The sequence below is a fragment of the Microbacterium aquimaris genome (assembly GCF_039531285.1).
Taxonomy (GTDB): Bacteria; Actinomycetota; Actinomycetes; order Actinomycetales; family Microbacteriaceae; genus Microbacterium; species Microbacterium aquimaris.
This window is the reverse complement of record NZ_BAAAPT010000002.1, coordinates 556,358-571,545: the sequence shown is the minus strand read 5'-3', so window position 1 is coordinate 571,545 and position 15,188 is coordinate 556,358. Positions and strand designations below refer to the sequence as shown.

Here is a 15,188-nt window from a genome sequence, read left to right as displayed (position 1 = left end):
CCGGTGAGCCCCCGTCCACGCGCCTCGACGGAGAAGACGCGTCCCAGCGTGTTCTGGCCGCTCGCGGCGATCATCATCCCCCTGACGGGCCTGATCGCCAAGATCGAGATCATCGGCGGGGAAAAGCTCCCGCGCGAGGGCGCGTACGTCCTCGCGCCGAACCACAACAGCGAGTTCGATCCGCTCATCATCGCCGTCGCGACGTGGCGGATGGGACGGGCTCCACGGTTCATGGCCAAGGAGAGCCTGTTCCGGGTCCCCGTGCTGGGGTGGGCCCTGCGGGCCACCGGCATGGTCCCGGTGGCCCGCTCGGCGTCGGCCTCCGCGTCCCGTGCCACCTTGGACGCCTCGACCGAGATCGTCGAGAAGGGTCGCGGGGTGATCGTGTACCCGGAGGGCTCGCTCACGCGTGATCCCGACCTGTGGCCGATGCGCGGAAAGACCGGCGCGGTGCGCCTGGCGATGGGCGGCGGCATCCCGGTCATCCCGATGGCGCAGTGGGGCACCCAGCAGATCCTGCCGCGCTACGGCAAGCTGAAGCTGTGGCCCCCACGGCGACGCGTACGTGTGATCGTCGGAGACCCCGTCGACCTGTCGGCGTACGAGGCACACGACGGGCATGCGCCCGCGTTCGTGGCCGCCACCGACGCGGTGATGGGGGAGATCTCGGAGTTGCTGGCGCAGCTACGCGACGAGCCTGCTCCCGCGCAACGCTGGGACCCGAGCGCGCACGGACAGAAGGAGACCGGTCGTCTTGAGTCGTAGACACGACGCGTCGCTGCCGCGGGTGACGGTGATCGGCGCCGGCAGCTGGGGCACGACATTCGGCAAGATCCTCGCCGACGGGGGAGCCCACGTGACCATGTGGGCACGCCGCGCCGAGCTCGCCCACGAGATCGACGAGGCCAAGCGCAACAGCCAGTACCTGGCGGGGATCAACCTTCCGCGCGAGATGAGCGCCACGGCCCACCTCTCCGAGGCGGTCGAAGGGGCGGAGCAGATCTACCTTTCGATCCCGAGCCAGTCCGCGCGGCAGAACCTCAAGGCGCTTCGGCCTCTCGTGGCCGCCACCGACGTGCCGATCGTCTCGCTCATGAAGGGCGTGGAGCGACGCAGCGGTCTGCGCATGAGCGAGGTGATCGAGCAGGAGTTGCGGTGTGACCCCGCGCGCATCGCCGTCGCGTCGGGCCCGAACCTCGCTCTCGAGATCGCGCGCGAGCAACCCACGGCCGCGGTGATCTCCTCCATCAGCCAGGAGACCGCCGACGCCGTCGCACGGCGCTCACGCAACCGCTACTTCCGCAGCTTCGTGAACACCGACGTCATCGGCACCGAGTTCGGCGGGGTGCTCAAGAACCTCATCGCCGTCGCGATCGGCATCGTCGACGGGGTCGGTTACGGCGAGAACACCAAGGCCTCGATCATCACGCGGGGCCTGGTCGAGATGACCGATTTCGCCGTCGCCCAGGGGGCCCAGCCCGAGACCCTTCAGGGACTGGCCGGGCTCGGCGACCTCATCGCGACCTGCCAGTCGCCCCTCAGCCGCAACAACACCGCCGGTCGCCTGCTCGGGCAGGGCTACAGCTTCCAGGACGTGGTCAAGCAGATGGAACAGACCGCCGAAGGCCTCGCCTCGGTGGCGCCGGTGCTGCAGCTGGCCCGCGAGGCCGGCATCCAGATGCCCATCGTCGAGCAGGTCAAACGCGTGCTCGATGGGACGATGGACCCGCGGGAGATCGCGCCGCATCTGACGACCGACGACGAGGACCCCCAGGGGGAGAGGACCCAGAATGGACAAGCGGGCGGTGGCGGTGCTCTTTGGCGGTCGCTCCAGCGAGCACTCGATCAGCTCCGCGACGGCGGGCGGCGTCCTCCGCGCGATTGACCGCGACCGCTTCGACGTGATCCCGGTGGGGATCACCCGGTCCGGTGCCTACGTGCTCGAGGACGACGACCCGGACAAGTTCGCGCTCGACCCGGGCAGCATGCCCGAGGTGGTCGACAACGGCACGCGCATCGTCTGGCCGGACTCCGTGGACAGCCGCGAGCTGCGGGTACGCGACACCGACGGCGAACGCTCGCTCGGGCCGGTCGATGTCGTGTTGCCGATCCTTCACGGGCGATTCGGCGAGGACGGCACGGTCCAGGGGTTCCTCGAATTGCTCGGGATCCCCTATGCGGGTGCGGGGATCTTGATGTCGGCGATCGGCATGGACAAGCACGCCACCAAGAGCGTGCTGATGGCCGCCGGTGTGCCCGTCGTACCGTGGGTGACCCTCACGCGCGCCGACCTCGCGCGCGATCGTGCTCAGATCGAGCACCGGGTACGCGCGCTGGGGCTGCCGGTGTTCGTCAAGCCCGCGCGCGCCGGATCCAGCGTCGGCGTGACCAAGGTCGCCGAGATGTCCGCTCTGGAGGCCGCCCTGGAGGTGGCTTTCGACGAGGACGACACGGTGCTCGTCGAGCAGGCCGTGTCGGGGCGCGAGATCGAGTGCGGGGTGCTCCCCGGGCGTGAGGGGGGACCGCCGCGTGTGAGCCTGCCGGGTGAGATCGTCATCTCCGGGCGCGATTTCTACGACTTCGAGGCGAAGTACCTCGGCGCGCCGGGCATCGATCTGGTGTGCCCCGCCGAGCTCCACGACGGCGAGCTCGCCGAGATGCGACGGGTCGCCGCCCGCGCCTTCGAGGCCGTCGGCGGTGAGGGTCTCGCCCGTGTCGATTTCTTCTTCACCGGCACCGAGTTCTACGTCAACGAGGTCAACACGATGCCCGGCTTCACCCCGATCTCGATGTTCCCCAAGTGCTGGATCGCGACGGGGATGACCTACACCGACCTCATCTCGGAACTGATCGACGGCGCACGCGAACGCTGACCGCCCGCCCCTCAGGGCAGCAGGGTGTCGGTGGTGGTGCAGTACGCATCGGCGGGGAGCTGCTCGACCAGCGGCCCGAGCGAGCCGAGCACCTCGTTGGGCGAGACGGCCTCGTTGTCGACGAAGACCTCCACCGCCGGTGTCCGGCCGTAGCTGGTGATCAGATAGGTCGGGGCCTGCGAATCGTCGACGATCCAGTCGACGCCGCCGATGGTGATGCACTGGGCCTCGGTCGGCCCCGGTGGCGTGACGCCGCAGGTCAGCAGGACCGCGGAGGGGTCGCCCCACGCTCCCGTCGCCTGCGCGTCGGTCCACCGTCGGTCCTGTCCGTCCAGCGCGTCCGGCAGGCGCACGATGATGTCCGCGCACAGCGGGTCGTCGGCATCCGCCGCGGGGTCGAGGGCGACCGTCGAGGAGCACCCCGCGAGCAGGGCCGCGGCGACCGGCACGATCACCGCGGCCGCCAGACGGGTACGGCGCGGGAGTCGGGGGAGGATCACCCGTCCACGCTACCCGGCGTTCCTTGGAGCGCGCCGCCGATAGCGTGGAGGGATGACCGACTCCCGTACCGTGGGTGAGCTGGGCGAGGCACAGGTCCTCGCGCGGATCCTCGACCGCATCGGCCCCTCCGACGCGCTGGTCGGACCCGGCGACGACGCCGCCGTCCTGGCCTTGACCGACCCTCGGGTCGTGGCCACGACCGACACGCTGGTCCACGGCCCCGACTTCCGCCTCGCCTGGTCGGGTGGGTACGACCTCGGGTGGAAGGCGGCCGCGGTGAACCTCGCCGACGTCGCGGCGATGGGAGCGCGTCCGGTGGCGCTGCTGGTCGCCCTCGCGATGCCCGACGACACCCCGATCGACACGGTCGAAGCGCTCGCCGACGGGCTCCGCGCCGCGTGTGACGCTCTCGCGCCGGGCTGCCGCGTGGCCGGCGGCGACCTCACCGCGTCGGACACGCTGACCATCGCGGTCACCGCGCTGGGATCGTTGGATGGAGGTCGACCGGTGCGTCGAGGCGGCGCGCGGCCGGGGGATGTCGTCGCCGTCGCCGGCGAACTCGGTCCGGCCGCGCGGGGGCTCGCGCTGCTGTTCGAGCGCTTCCGCGACGCGGCGGGTTCTCCCGTCGCAGTCGACCCGGGCGCGCTCGACGACGCCGAACGCGCCGACCTGTCGCGACAGCTGCGTCCGGTCCCGCCGATCGCCGCCGGGGTGACGGCCGCCCGCGCGGGCGCCACGGCGATGATGGACGTCTCGGACGGTCTCGTGCTCGACGCGACGCGGATGGCGGTCGCATCGGAGGTCGTCATCGACCTGGACGCGGCGGCCCTCGGTCCCGAGCCGGCGTTGTCGGGAGGGGAGGATCACGCACTCCTCGCGACCTTCCCACCCGATGTGGTCCTGCCCGACCCCTTCCGCGCCATCGGCCGGGTGACCGCCACAGGGCGGGGTGTGGTGCAGGTCGACGGTGCGGCGCCGCGTGGCCGCGGCGGGTGGGACCCCTACGCCGATTGGGACGCCGGGCGCGGCTGAGCGCGGGGGATCGGGTCCGGTTCAGGCGCGCGTGCGGGCCCACCACACGGTGGTGTCGCCGTAGCGACGGGACCTGTCCATCGCCAGGCCCGCAGGGAGGGAAGGTTCCCCCGAGCGTGTCGCGCGTTCGATCACGACGTCGGCGTCGGCGGACAGGACCTCCCCGACGAGGGTGAGGGTCGCCGCCAGCTCGGCGTCGCCGAGGTCGTACGGCGGATCCAGGAAGACCAGGTCGAACCGCAGCGACGTGCCGCGCAGGAAGGTGTCGGCGGCGGCGCGGTGCACCCGCGGGGTCGGACCGCCCAGGGCGGCGCCGACCCGCTCGGCGTTGCGCCCGGCCACGGCGGCCGCGCGGGGCGCCTTTTCCACCAGATCGACCGACGCGGCACCGCGCGAGAGGCACTCCAGGCCGAGCGCCCCCGAGCCGGCGTAGAGATCGAGGACGGCGGCGCCGGTGACGGCTCCCGCGGCCTCGAGGGCGCCCACGATCGACTCGCGCACGCGGTCGGAGGTGGGGCGGGTGCCGGTGCCGGGCACGTCCAACGCGAGCGAACCGGCGCGTCCGGCGATGATGCGGGTCACCGCTCCACCTTACAAAGCCGACGACGTCGGCGGCCGTGCCTAGACTTCTCACATGCCCACGCTCGATTCGCGCCTCGACGGCGTCGTCGGCACCGCGGCCAAGACGCTCGAGCGCGCGTTCGGGATGAAGACCGTCGGCGACCTGCTCGGGCACTATCCGCGCCGCTACGCCCGGCGCGGTGAACTCACACCGATCGCTTCCCTCCCGGTCGGCGAACCGGTCACGATCGTGGCCGAGGTGCGTACGGTGAACGAACGTCGCATGCGCAACCGCAAGGGCAGCCTGCTCGAGGTGGTCATCAGCGACGGAAACGGAGAGCTGTCGCTGACGTTCTTCAACCAGAGCTGGCGCATGAAGGAACTCCAGCCGGGGCGGCGCGGCACCTTCGCGGGCAAGGTGGGGCAATACCGCCACACCAAGCAGCTCGCCCATCCCGACTACGAGCTCTTCGAAGACGTCGAGACGGCGCGGTCCTCCGCCGAGACCATGGCGCGCCAGCCGATCCCCATCTACCCGGCCACCGCCTCGCTCACCAGCTGGCAGATCACCAAGCTCGTCCGGCACGCGCTGGACGTGTTGGACCCGATCGAAGATCCGCTGCCCGAATCGATCCGCGCGCGCGAAGGCCTGCTCCCCCTGCGCACGGCCATCGAGAACCTCCACCGGCCCGAGACCGAGGAGCAACTCCCGCCGGCGCGACACACGCTCCGGTGGCACGAGGCGTTCGTGCTTCAGGCCGCGTTGCTGCAGCAGCGACAGTTCGTGCGCTCCCTCGCCGCCACCGCGCGCGAGCCCGGTGCGCTGTTGGAACGGTTCGACGCGCGTCTGCCGTTCGAGCTGACACCGGACCAGGCCGAGGTGGGGGAGCGGATCCGTGCGGATCTGGGTGGCCGGTGGCCGATGAACCGACTCGTGCAGGGCGAGGTGGGATCGGGGAAGACCCTCGTGGCGTTGCGCGCGATGCTGCAGGTCGCGCAGAACGGCGGACAATCCGCCCTCATCGCCCCGACGGAGGTCCTCGCGGCCCAGCACCTGCGTTCGATCACGCGCATGCTGGGGCCGGAACTGGCCCCGGCATTGATGCCGACACTCCTGACCGGCCAGATGAGCGCGGCCGAACGACGTAAGGCGGCCCTGCGCGTCGCCTCCGGCCAGTCGCTCATCGTCGTGGGCACCCACGCGCTCCTCAGCGAGACGACCACGTTCGCCGACCTCGGCCTCGTCGTCGTGGACGAGCAGCACCGGTTCGGCGTGGACCAGCGGGAGTCGCTGCGGGCCAAGGGGAGCGCGCCACACGCACTCGTGCTCACGGCCACCCCCATCCCGCGCACCGTCGCGATGACGGTCTTCGGCGACCTCGACGTGTCGACCATCCGCACGATGCCCACCGGCCGCGCCGGGATCTCGACCCACGTGGCGCCGTTGGCGGAGCGGCCGTCGTGGTTCGCCCGCGTGTGGGACCGCGTCGCCGAAGAGGTCGCACAGGGACGCCAGGCTTTCGTGGTGTGCCCCGCCATCGACGCCGATGCCGCCTCGGGGGCCACCACCGATGGGGCGGATGCGCCCGAAGCGGACGCGACGTCGACGGGCGGGCCGGCGCGCACGCGATGGGGTGTCGTCCAGGTGGCGGAGCTGCTTTCGGGGCATCCGGCGTTCAGCGGCATACGCGTGGAGATCCTGCACGGCAAGATGCCCGCAGAGAACAAGGACGCCGTCATGCAGGCCTTCGCCCGGGGGGAGGTCGACGTGCTCGTGGCCACGACGGTGGTCGAGGTCGGCGTCGACGTGCCGAACGCCTCGACGATGGTCATCCTCGAGGCCGACCGGTTCGGTGTCTCCCAGCTGCATCAGTTGCGTGGCCGCGTCGGCCGTGGCGGTGTCCCGGGACTGTGCCTCCTGGTGACCGAGGCCGAGGCGGGGACCCCGTCGCGGGCGCGCGCCGAAGCGGTCGCGCGGACCCTCGACGGGTTCGCCCTCGCCGAGGTCGACCTCGAGCTGCGCGGCGAGGGCGACGTCCTCGGCGACGCTCAGTCGGGGGCACGCTCCTCGTTGCGGCTGCTGCGGGTCATCACGGATGCCGACATCATCGCCGACGCCCGTGCCGCCGCCGAGCGCGTGCTCGAGGACGATCCCGCGCTGGTACGTCACCCGGCGCTGGTCGAGGCGATCGAACGGCGGGTCGGGACCGCCGAGCGTGCGGCGCTCGCGAAGAACTGAGGCCCCGATCCACCGCTAGGCTGGGCCCATGAGCAGCCGGATCGCCGTCGTCCCGGGTTCCTTCGATCCGCCTACCCTCGGACACCTCGACGTGATCCGCCGCGCCGCGGGTCTGTACGACCAGCTCCACGTCCTCGTCGTGCACAACCCCGACAAGGAGGCGATGCTGCCGATCGCCCAGCGCCTGGCGTTGCTGGAGGAGTCCATCGCGGACGCCGATGTGGACGGTGATGTCGTGGTCGCGGCGTGGAGTGTCGGCCTCCTGGTCGACTACGCGGTCGATGTGGGCGCCGGCGTCCTCGTGAAGGGCATCCGATCGCAGGTCGACGTCGCGTACGAGACCCCCATGGCGATCGTCAACCGTCACCTCGCCGAGATCGAGACGGTCTTCCTGCTTCCCGACCCGGCGCACGCCATGGTCTCGAGTTCGCTCGTGCGTCAAGTCGCCTCTCTCGGCGGAGACGTGTCGCCTTTCGTCCCAGGTCCGGTCGCGCGGTTCCTCGACACCGGATCCCGCGGGATCTGACCCCGCTGCGCGCGGCCCGCACCCGACGACGCGCGGGTAGCATGGACGACCGTGGTCAAGCACACTCAAGGACCGTTCGTCCTCCCCGTCCGTGATATCACGCATCGTCCCGGCGAGATGCGCGAGTTCGAGATCGACGTCACCGCGCCCGAGAAGTGGGGCGAGGGCCTCGTGACGATCCCGCAGGGCGAACCCGTCACGGTCGAGGTCCGCCTCGAGTCCGTCCACGAGGGGATCCTGGTCTCCGCGGAGATCGACACCGACTACCGCGGGGTATGCGGTCGGTGCCTCACCGACGTGTCCGCGCCGGTCGAAGTCGAGTTTCAGGAGCTTTTCGCGTATCCTGGATCGGAACAAACTGACTTCGAGGTTCAAGACGACCACGTGGATCTTGAAACTCCGGTCAGGGAGGCGATCGTCTTGTCGCTTCCGTTCCAGCCGGTGTGTCAGCCGGATTGCCCCGGGATCGACCCGGAGACGGGCGAGAAGCTGACAGGGCGCACGGTTCAGGAGCAGCCCGCTCCCATCGATCCGCGCTGGGCCGCGCTGCAGGACTACACCACAGACCACGACGACACGTCACGCCCGTGAGGTCGGACGGGTCGGCGAGAACACAGAAGAGAGTCAGCCATGGCAGGTAACCCCCCGAAGCGGAAGGTCTCCCGTTCCAACACCCGCTCGCGTCGCGCGCAGTGGAAGGCGGAGGCCCCCACGCTCGTCAAGACCGTCGAGAACGGCAAGACCGTCTACAGCCGCCCGCACCAGGCGAAGGTCGTCACCGACTCGCAGGGCACGGAGCTGTTCCTGGAGTACAAGGGCCGCAAGGTCGCCGACGTCTGATCCGCCGTCCCGGCTGATCGTGGCGAACAGCGCAACGCGCACGTCGTCCTCGACGGCGTCGGACGCGTCCCTTCTCGAGAAGCTCGGGGTCGACATCGACCCCGAGCTTCTGTCACTCGCGCTCACGCATCGATCGTGGGCTTACGAGAACGGCCAGGTGCCGCACAACGAACGTCTCGAGTTCCTCGGAGACAGCGTGCTGGGGCAGGCCGTCACCGTCCGTCTGTACACCGGTCATCCGGACCTGGACGAGGGCTCCCTCGCGAAGCGCCGTGCGAGCGTCGTCTCGACCGTCGCGTTGGCCGAGGTGGCGCGAGGGATCTCCCTCGGCGACCACCTCCGGCTCGGCGTCGGTGAGGACCGCACCGGAGGCCGCGACAAGGACTCCATCCTCGCCGACACGATGGAGGCGGTGATCGGGGCGACCTACTTGTCGGCCGGACCCGACGCCGCGACCTCTCTCGTGCTGCGACTGGTCGAACCGCTGCTGGACGACCCGGAGCGCTACGGCGTCGCGATGGATCCCAAGACGGGTCTGCAGGAGCTCGCCGCGCGTCTCGAACGCCCCGCGCCGGTGTACACGGTCGAGTCAACCGGACCCGACCACGATCGCGTCTTCACCGCCGTCGTCCGCGTCGGGGACCACGCGTCGACCGGCGTCGGCACCAGCAAGAAGCAGGCCGAGATGGCCGCGGCGCTGACCGCGTGGCGCGAACTCAACACGCGTGCCTGAGCTGCCCGAGGTCGAGGTCGTCCGCGCCGGCCTCGCACCCGCGGTGACCGGTGCCCGCGTCTGCGGCGTGACGGTGCACGATGAGCGTGCGCTCACGCGTCATCCCGGCACCGGTGCCGACTTCGAGGCGCGGCTGACCGGACGCACGATCCGGGCCGCGGTCCGTCGGGGGAAGTTCCTCTGGTTACCCCTCGTCCCGGTGCCGGGGGAAGAGCCGGTCTGCGTGGTCGCGCACCTCGGGATGAGCGGTCAACTCCTGCTGCGCAGCACCGGCGCCCCGCAGGAACGTCACGAACGGGTGCGCCTGGATGTTCAGCATCCCGACCACGGTGAGCTCGCGGTCGTCTTCGCCGACCAGCGGACCTTCGGATCCCTCGCGTGGGACACACTCGTGCCGACCCCGGACGGCGCGGCAGGCGCCGGCGGGGACGACCCGGCCGTACCGACCCAGGTGGCCCACATCGCCCGCGACCCGCTGGACCCGCTCTTCGACGACAGCGTGTTCCGCGCCGCCCTGACTCGCAAGCGGTCTGCGATCAAACGGGTGTTGCTCGACCAGACGGTCGTCAGCGGCATCGGCAACATCTACGCCGACGAGGCGCTCTGGGCGGCTCGGATCCACCCCGAGATCGTCGCAGCGTCGTTGTCCTCGCGTGCGGCGCGCAGACTGCTCGCCGAGGTGCGGGACGTGCTCGCGAAAGCCCTCGCCGAAGGCGGGACGAGCTTCGACGCGCAATACGTCAACGTCAACGGTCAGGCCGGCTACTTCGCACACTCCCTCAACGCCTACGGGCGCACCGGTGAACCGTGTCCGCGGTGCGGACATCCCCTCGTGCGGGTCTCGTTCACCAATCGCAGCAGTCACTTCTGCGCGCGCTGTCAGAAACGCCCCGAATGACGATCACACGAGGGACTTCTTCCACGCCCCGTCGTACATGATCGGCGCGAAGCCGATGGCCTCATTGATGTCGAGCATCGGCCGGTTCTCCTCGGCGTTGTAGGTGATCACGCGGGGGGAGTCGGCGGCGATATTCCGCCACCGCAGGAGTCCCGCGCACTTGACGAGCATCCCCAGCCGGTGTCCGCGATGCGTCTCGAGCACAAGGGTGTCCTCTTGGAACGTCACCGCCCCCGGCGTGTCGCCACGTACCAGCTCGTTGAACGCACAGAGTTCGCCGGTCCGGATGTGCTCGGCGGCTGTGACCAACACCCGATGGCCGCCGTCGACCCAGAGTGCGTCGTGGCGGCGGACCCGTGCCGCATCCCACCGTTCCTCATCGACGGTCAGGGCCGCCGCCGGCACGTCCGTGGACATCCGTGACTTCATCCACGCGTATCCGTCGAGGCGCTCCGGCGGCGTGGGCAGCATCCACTGCACGACGCGGTATCCGGTCGCGGCGGTCTGGGCGGTCGAGATCAGCTCCGTCAGATGCTCCCGCGGCGCGGCCAGGTCGTAGGCGCTGCATCGCTCGATCTGCTCGAGGGTGTAGCCGTGACGACGGTAGAACCGAGCCGCGTGGTCGAGGGGGATGCTGCCGTACCCGGTCGGGGGCGTGATCCGTTCGCCCGGGGCGTCGGGGTGGTCCGCCCACGACTGCAGCACGGTGCGGCCGTGTGCGCGGGCGGTCCGCTCCACGAGCGCGTGGGCGGCCGTGCCGATGCCGCGCCCCCATCGATCCCGGACGAGCTCGATCTGCGCATACGCGACCGTCGAGCCGGTCTCGAGAGGGATGTCCACGCCGACGCGCCCGATCGCGTTCCCGGCCGCATCCTGCACGAGCCACAGGTGTCGCACCTCGTAGGCATCCGGTCGGTAGTGCGGCAACAGTTCCGCCGCGGTCCGCGTATGGTCCTCGGTGCCCGTGATCTCGCGGGAGACGGTGTTGCGCGCCTCGACGGTGGCGATGAAGTCCGCCGCATCGGCATCCGCGACCGATCGCGGGATGATGACGCGGCGCAGCTGGCCGCCGTCGTCGAGGGGGATGACCTCATCGGTGGCGTCGGACATGGCGCGGTCGCCCTCAGCTACGGACCGGGAGGGCGATGTCGGCGGGGCCGGTCGGCGCACGACGTGTGGACCTGACCATGATCGGCGACCACCCCCTCGGACCGGATCTGGACAGTAGCGCGCGGCACGCGGCGCGTCAAGGAGATCGACCGTGCGGTCGGCGTGTCGGATCCGCCGCGCGCCCGTCTGTCGCCCTGGCCCGGCGCCGGGCGTCGGGTAGCGTGTATCGGTGATCCAGACAGGCCGGAGGACGCATCCATGCACCTGAAGAGCGTGACGCTCAAAGGGTTCAAGTCGTTCGCCCAGCCGACGACCTTCGAACTCGAACCCGGGGTGACGTGCATCGTCGGCCCGAACGGATCCGGCAAGTCCAATGTCGTCGACGCGCTGGCCTGGGTCATGGGCGAGCAGGGCGCCAAGACCCTCCGCGGCGGCAAGATGGAGGATGTCATCTTCGCCGGGACCGCCACGCGCGGTCCGCTGGGTCGCGCCGAAGTGCAACTGACCATCGACAACAGCGACGGTGCTCTACCGATCGAGTACTCCGAGGTGAGCATCCGCCGCACGTTGTTCCGCAACGGCTCCAGTGAGTACGCCATCAACGGCGAATCGTGCCGACTGCTGGATGTGCAGGAGCTGCTGAGCGATTCCGGTCTGGGGCGGGAGATGCACGTCATCGTCGGTCAGGGGCGTCTGGACGCGGTCCTGCAAGCCTCCCCGGAGGACCGTCGAGGCTTCATCGAGGAGGCCGCCGGAATCCTCAAGCACCGCAGACGCAAAGAGAAGACCCTTCGCAAGCTCGAGGCGATGGAAGCCAACCTCACCCGCCTCAGCGACCTCGCCGGCGAGCTGCGTCGCCAGCTGAAGCCTCTCGGGCGACAAGCCGAGATCGCCCGCGAGGCACAGTCGATCGCCGCGATCGTGCGCGATGCGAAGGCGCGCCTGCTGGCCGATGACCTGGTCGCGCTCCGCACGGAACTGGACGGCTTCGCCCGCACCGAGCAGGAACGCCATACCGAGCGGGGCGCACTGCAGGAGCAGCTCGACACCGTGCGCGCGCGAATCGCGCACCTCGAGGCCGACCAACGCTCAGAAGCCGTCGACGAGGCCCGACGCGTCACCCACGGGCTGGAGCGCGTCCAAGAGCGTCTGCGGTCGCTCTACGCGCTGGCCGGGCAGCGACTTGCCCTGCTCGCCGAACCGGACCAGAACGAGCTGTCCGAGGCGTCGACGGTCACCCTGGCCGTCATCGACGACGCGCGAGCCGAGATCGACGAGATCGCGGCAGGCCTCGGTGACGCGCAGGACGCCGCGGAGGCGGCGGCACGCGATGTCGTCAGGGCGCGCGCGGAGCTCGATGCGCTCGATGCCGACATCGCCGAGCAGAGCGCGCTCGTCTCCGAACACGACATGAAGATCACCGCCATGCGCGGAACCGCCGAAGCCGCCGATTCGGCGCTGGCCGCGGTGCGCAGCGCGGTCGAGCGGCAGCAGAAGGCCCTCGACGCGGCGCTCGCCCGACGGGCGGAGGCGGAGGCGGAATTGGCGGGGATCGACACCGAGTCCGTGCCCGCCACGACGGCGGACGAACACGCCTCGGCCTATGATCGCGCGCAGCGGACGGCGGCCGACCTCGAGGCCGAGGTGGCGGAACTGCGTGACAAGCTCCACGCCGCCGAGCGTGAGGGCGAGGCGCTCACGGCGCAGACCGCGGCCCTGTCACGTGCGTTGGACGTGCGCAACGCCGCCTCTGAGCTGCTCTCCGAGGGATCCGCCGGGCTCGCCGGACTCGTCGGCGACGCCGTGCAGGTCACGCCCGGCTACGAGGCGGCGATCGCCGCAGTCCTCGGACCGCTCGCCGAGGGTGTGCTCGCCGACGATCGCGACGCGGCCTTCGCCCTCGCCTCGACACTCCGCGGCCGCGATCTCGGGGTCGTCGACATCGTCGTCGCCGATGCCCCCTCCGGTGATGTCGACCTGCCGGCCGTGGCGGGGATGCGTCCCGCGGTCGACGTCGTCCGCGCGCCCTCCGGGGTGAAGCGGGTGCTCGCCCATGTGCTCGTGGCCGACGACCTGGATGCGGCACGGGCCGCCGCCGATGTCCTCGACGAACGCGCCGCCTCGCTCGTGACCGTCGTCACGCGCGAGGGCGAGGTGTTCACGGGGCACACCCTTCGCGCGGGCTCCGGGCAGGGCCGCTCGCGGCTGGAGCTGGCCGCCGAGCGCGACGCCGCCGCGGAACGGCGCGCCGAGATCACCCTCGTGGTGGACACGTTGCGCGAAGCCCTCACCGACGCCTCCGCGAGGCTGACGCAGGCGCGCGCCGACACCAAGGCCGCGCTGGCCGCGTTGCGCGAGCACGACGCCGCGCTCGCCGCGCACGCCGAGCAGCTGAATCGCGCCACCGTGCGGTACGAGTCCGCCGCCGCGGAATGCGAGCGGCTGACCGCCGGGCTCGGGCAGGCCCAGGCCGCGGTCGAAGAGGCCGAAGAGTCGGCCCGGTCGGCGCGGGATCAGCTCAATCATGCGTTGGAGCTTCCCCGACCCATCCTCGACGCGTCCTCGCGTGACGGGCTGCTCGCCGCGCTCGAAGAGGCCCGTGACACCGAGATGCGCGCGCGCTTGGACGTCGAGACGCTGAAAGAACGCGTGCGTGCGGGGGAGAACCGCGTGCAGCAGCTGCAGCGGCAGCGCGAGCGCGAGCGCGCCGCCGCGGAGGAGGCCGCGCGCCGCGCCGTCATCCGGCGGGCCCAGCGCGAGCTCGCCCAGGGGGTCTCCGGGGCGTTGCCGGCCGTGCTCGACTCGGTGGACCGATCGCTCAGCCAGGCCCGTGTGGAGCTCGCGGCGGCGGAATCCGCCCGCACGGCGCTGACCGCCGAGCTCGCCGACCTCCGTCGCTCCGAGGCGGCCACGCGCGAGCGTCTCGCCGGGCTCACCGAGAGCGTGCACGGGCTCGAGCTGTCCATCCACGAGAAGAAGCTCCATCTGTCGAGCCTGCTCGAGCGCGTCTCGAACGAGCTCGGTCTCGACGGAGACATCCTCGTTGCGGAATACGGCCCGGACCAGGCCATACCCGACGACTCGGCGCTGGTGTCGTCCCCAGAGGCAGACGGCGTCGACCCGAGGGAGGAGCGCCTCGGTGATGACATTCCTACTGTTGCATACGACCGTGCCGCGCAGAAGCGCCGATTGCAGGACGCCGAACGGAAGCTCGCGCAACTCGGCCGCGTGAACCCCCTCGCACTCGAGGAGTTCGCGGCCCTCGAGCAGCGCCACAAGTTCCTGGTCGAACAGCTGGACGATCTCACCCGCACACGCAAGGACCTGTTGACGATCATCGAGGAGCTCGACGAACGTATGCGCTCGATCTTCCTCGACGCGTTCGAGGACACCCGCGTCGCGTTCGGCGAGGTATTCCCGATCCTGTTCCCGGGGGGTACCGGCAGCATCTCGCTGACCGACCCCGACTCGCCGCTCACGACGGGCATCGAGGTGGCGGTTCGACCGGTCGGCAAGAAGATCGAGCGGCTGTCGTTGTTGTCGGGCGGAGAGCGGTCGTTGGCGGCCGTCGCGCTGCTGACGGCGATCTTCAAGGCGCGCCCGAGCCCGTTCTACATCCTCGACGAGGTCGAAGCCGCGCTCGACGACGCCAACCTCGGTCGCCTGCTGGGGGTGTTCGAGCAACTGCGGGAGAGCAGTCAGCTGATCGTGATCACCCACCAGAAGCGCACGATGGAGATCGCCGACGCGCTGTACGGCGTCTCCATGCGGCAGGACGGGGTGTCTGCGGTGGTCGGACAACGGGTGCGCGAGCGTAGCGCGGTCTGAGGAACGTCCGCGGGTCCCTGCCGTTTCCGGCCGGCGTCTTAGGCTGG

The 15,188-nt window shown here is 70.7% G+C and carries 14 protein-coding genes and 1 pseudogene; 12 read left to right on the top strand and 3 right to left on the bottom strand.

Annotated elements, in window-relative coordinates; all coding sequences use genetic code 11:
- The first annotated feature begins 3 nt into the window (after positions 1-3).
- The 3 genes from ABD204_RS12305 to ABD204_RS12295 are packed head-to-tail and all read left to right on the top strand — an operon-like array spanning position 4 to position 2,873.
- Positions 4-765 (top strand): lysophospholipid acyltransferase family protein, encoded by a 762-nt coding sequence (locus ABD204_RS12305; RefSeq protein ID WP_194424602.1) that lies wholly within the window; start codon positions 4-6, stop codon positions 763-765.
- Positions 755-1,885: an NAD(P)H-dependent glycerol-3-phosphate dehydrogenase gene (locus ABD204_RS12300; protein ID WP_206697373.1), complete on the top strand. Its 1,131-nt coding sequence runs from the start codon at positions 755-757 to the stop codon at positions 1,883-1,885. The genes ABD204_RS12305 and ABD204_RS12300 overlap by 11 nt, the downstream gene beginning before the upstream one ends.
- The gene (locus tag ABD204_RS12295; protein WP_194424603.1) at positions 1,791-2,873 is read left to right on the top strand and encodes a D-alanine--D-alanine ligase family protein; all 1,083 of its coding nucleotides are present in this window, start codon (positions 1,791-1,793) and stop codon (positions 2,871-2,873) included. Before ABD204_RS12300 ends, ABD204_RS12295 begins: the two co-directional genes overlap by 95 nt.
- An 11-nt stretch (positions 2,874-2,884) precedes the next feature.
- On the opposite strand, the gene ABD204_RS12290 is transcribed toward ABD204_RS12295, so the two are convergent.
- Complete coding sequence (locus ABD204_RS12290; RefSeq protein WP_322597600.1) at positions 2,885-3,373, bottom strand: DUF3515 family protein; 489 nt, start codon at positions 3,371-3,373, stop codon at positions 2,885-2,887.
- A 52-nt stretch (positions 3,374-3,425) separates the two neighbouring features.
- Here ABD204_RS12290 and thiL point away from each other — a divergent pair, with 52 nt between their 5' ends.
- Positions 3,426-4,406, top strand: a complete 981-nt coding sequence (gene thiL, locus ABD204_RS12285; protein WP_194424604.1) for a thiamine-phosphate kinase — start codon at positions 3,426-3,428, stop codon at positions 4,404-4,406.
- A 21-nt stretch (positions 4,407-4,427) separates the two neighbouring features.
- Here thiL and ABD204_RS12280 read toward each other — a convergent pair whose 3' ends face one another.
- The gene (locus ABD204_RS12280; protein WP_194424605.1) at positions 4,428-4,988 is read right to left on the bottom strand and encodes an RsmD family RNA methyltransferase; all 561 of its coding nucleotides are present in this window, start codon (positions 4,986-4,988) and stop codon (positions 4,428-4,430) included.
- Positions 4,989-5,040: 52 nt separating this feature from the next.
- Between ABD204_RS12280 and ABD204_RS12275 the strand changes: the two are divergent.
- From ABD204_RS12275 to mutM, 7 genes and pseudogenes are all read left to right on the top strand, one after another.
- Positions 5,041-6,855, top strand: a pseudogene (locus ABD204_RS12275) (ATP-dependent DNA helicase RecG); the annotation flags it as partial.
- Between the two features lie 129 nt (positions 6,856-6,984).
- Positions 6,985-7,206, top strand: coding sequence for a hypothetical protein (locus ABD204_RS14110; RefSeq protein ID WP_409264001.1), 222 nt, complete (start codon positions 6,985-6,987; stop codon positions 7,204-7,206).
- Positions 7,207-7,234: 28 nt separating this feature from the next.
- Positions 7,235-7,732, top strand: coding sequence for a pantetheine-phosphate adenylyltransferase (gene coaD, locus ABD204_RS12270; protein ID WP_194424607.1), 498 nt, complete (start codon positions 7,235-7,237; stop codon positions 7,730-7,732).
- Between the two features lie 117 nt (positions 7,733-7,849).
- Complete coding sequence (locus ABD204_RS12265; protein WP_194425009.1) at positions 7,850-8,323, top strand: YceD family protein; 474 nt, start codon at positions 7,850-7,852, stop codon at positions 8,321-8,323.
- A 39-nt stretch (positions 8,324-8,362) separates the two neighbouring features.
- Complete coding sequence (gene rpmF, locus ABD204_RS12260) at positions 8,363-8,572, top strand: 50S ribosomal protein L32 (RefSeq protein WP_045297913.1); 210 nt, start codon at positions 8,363-8,365, stop codon at positions 8,570-8,572.
- Positions 8,573-8,591: 19 nt separating this feature from the next.
- Complete coding sequence (rnc, locus tag ABD204_RS12255) at positions 8,592-9,305, top strand: ribonuclease III (RefSeq protein WP_194424608.1); 714 nt, start codon at positions 8,592-8,594, stop codon at positions 9,303-9,305.
- Positions 9,298-10,203 carry a bifunctional DNA-formamidopyrimidine glycosylase/DNA-(apurinic or apyrimidinic site) lyase gene (gene mutM / locus ABD204_RS12250; protein WP_194424609.1) on the top strand — a complete coding sequence of 302 codons (906 nt, stop codon included), beginning with the start codon at positions 9,298-9,300 and terminating at the stop codon, positions 10,201-10,203. The genes rnc and mutM overlap by 8 nt, the downstream gene beginning before the upstream one ends.
- Positions 10,204-10,206: 3 nt before the next feature.
- Here the strand turns inward: mutM and ABD204_RS12245 are convergent, their stop codons facing one another.
- Positions 10,207-11,313 (bottom strand): GNAT family N-acetyltransferase, encoded by a 1,107-nt coding sequence (locus tag ABD204_RS12245; protein ID WP_194424610.1) that lies wholly within the window; start codon positions 11,311-11,313, stop codon positions 10,207-10,209.
- A 258-nt stretch (positions 11,314-11,571) separates the two neighbouring features.
- Between ABD204_RS12245 and smc the strand changes: the two genes are divergently transcribed.
- Entirely contained in the window at positions 11,572-15,141 is a 3,570-nt protein-coding gene (gene smc, locus ABD204_RS12240) for a chromosome segregation protein SMC (protein ID WP_194424611.1), read from the top strand.
- The last annotated feature ends 47 nt before the right edge of the window (positions 15,142-15,188 follow it).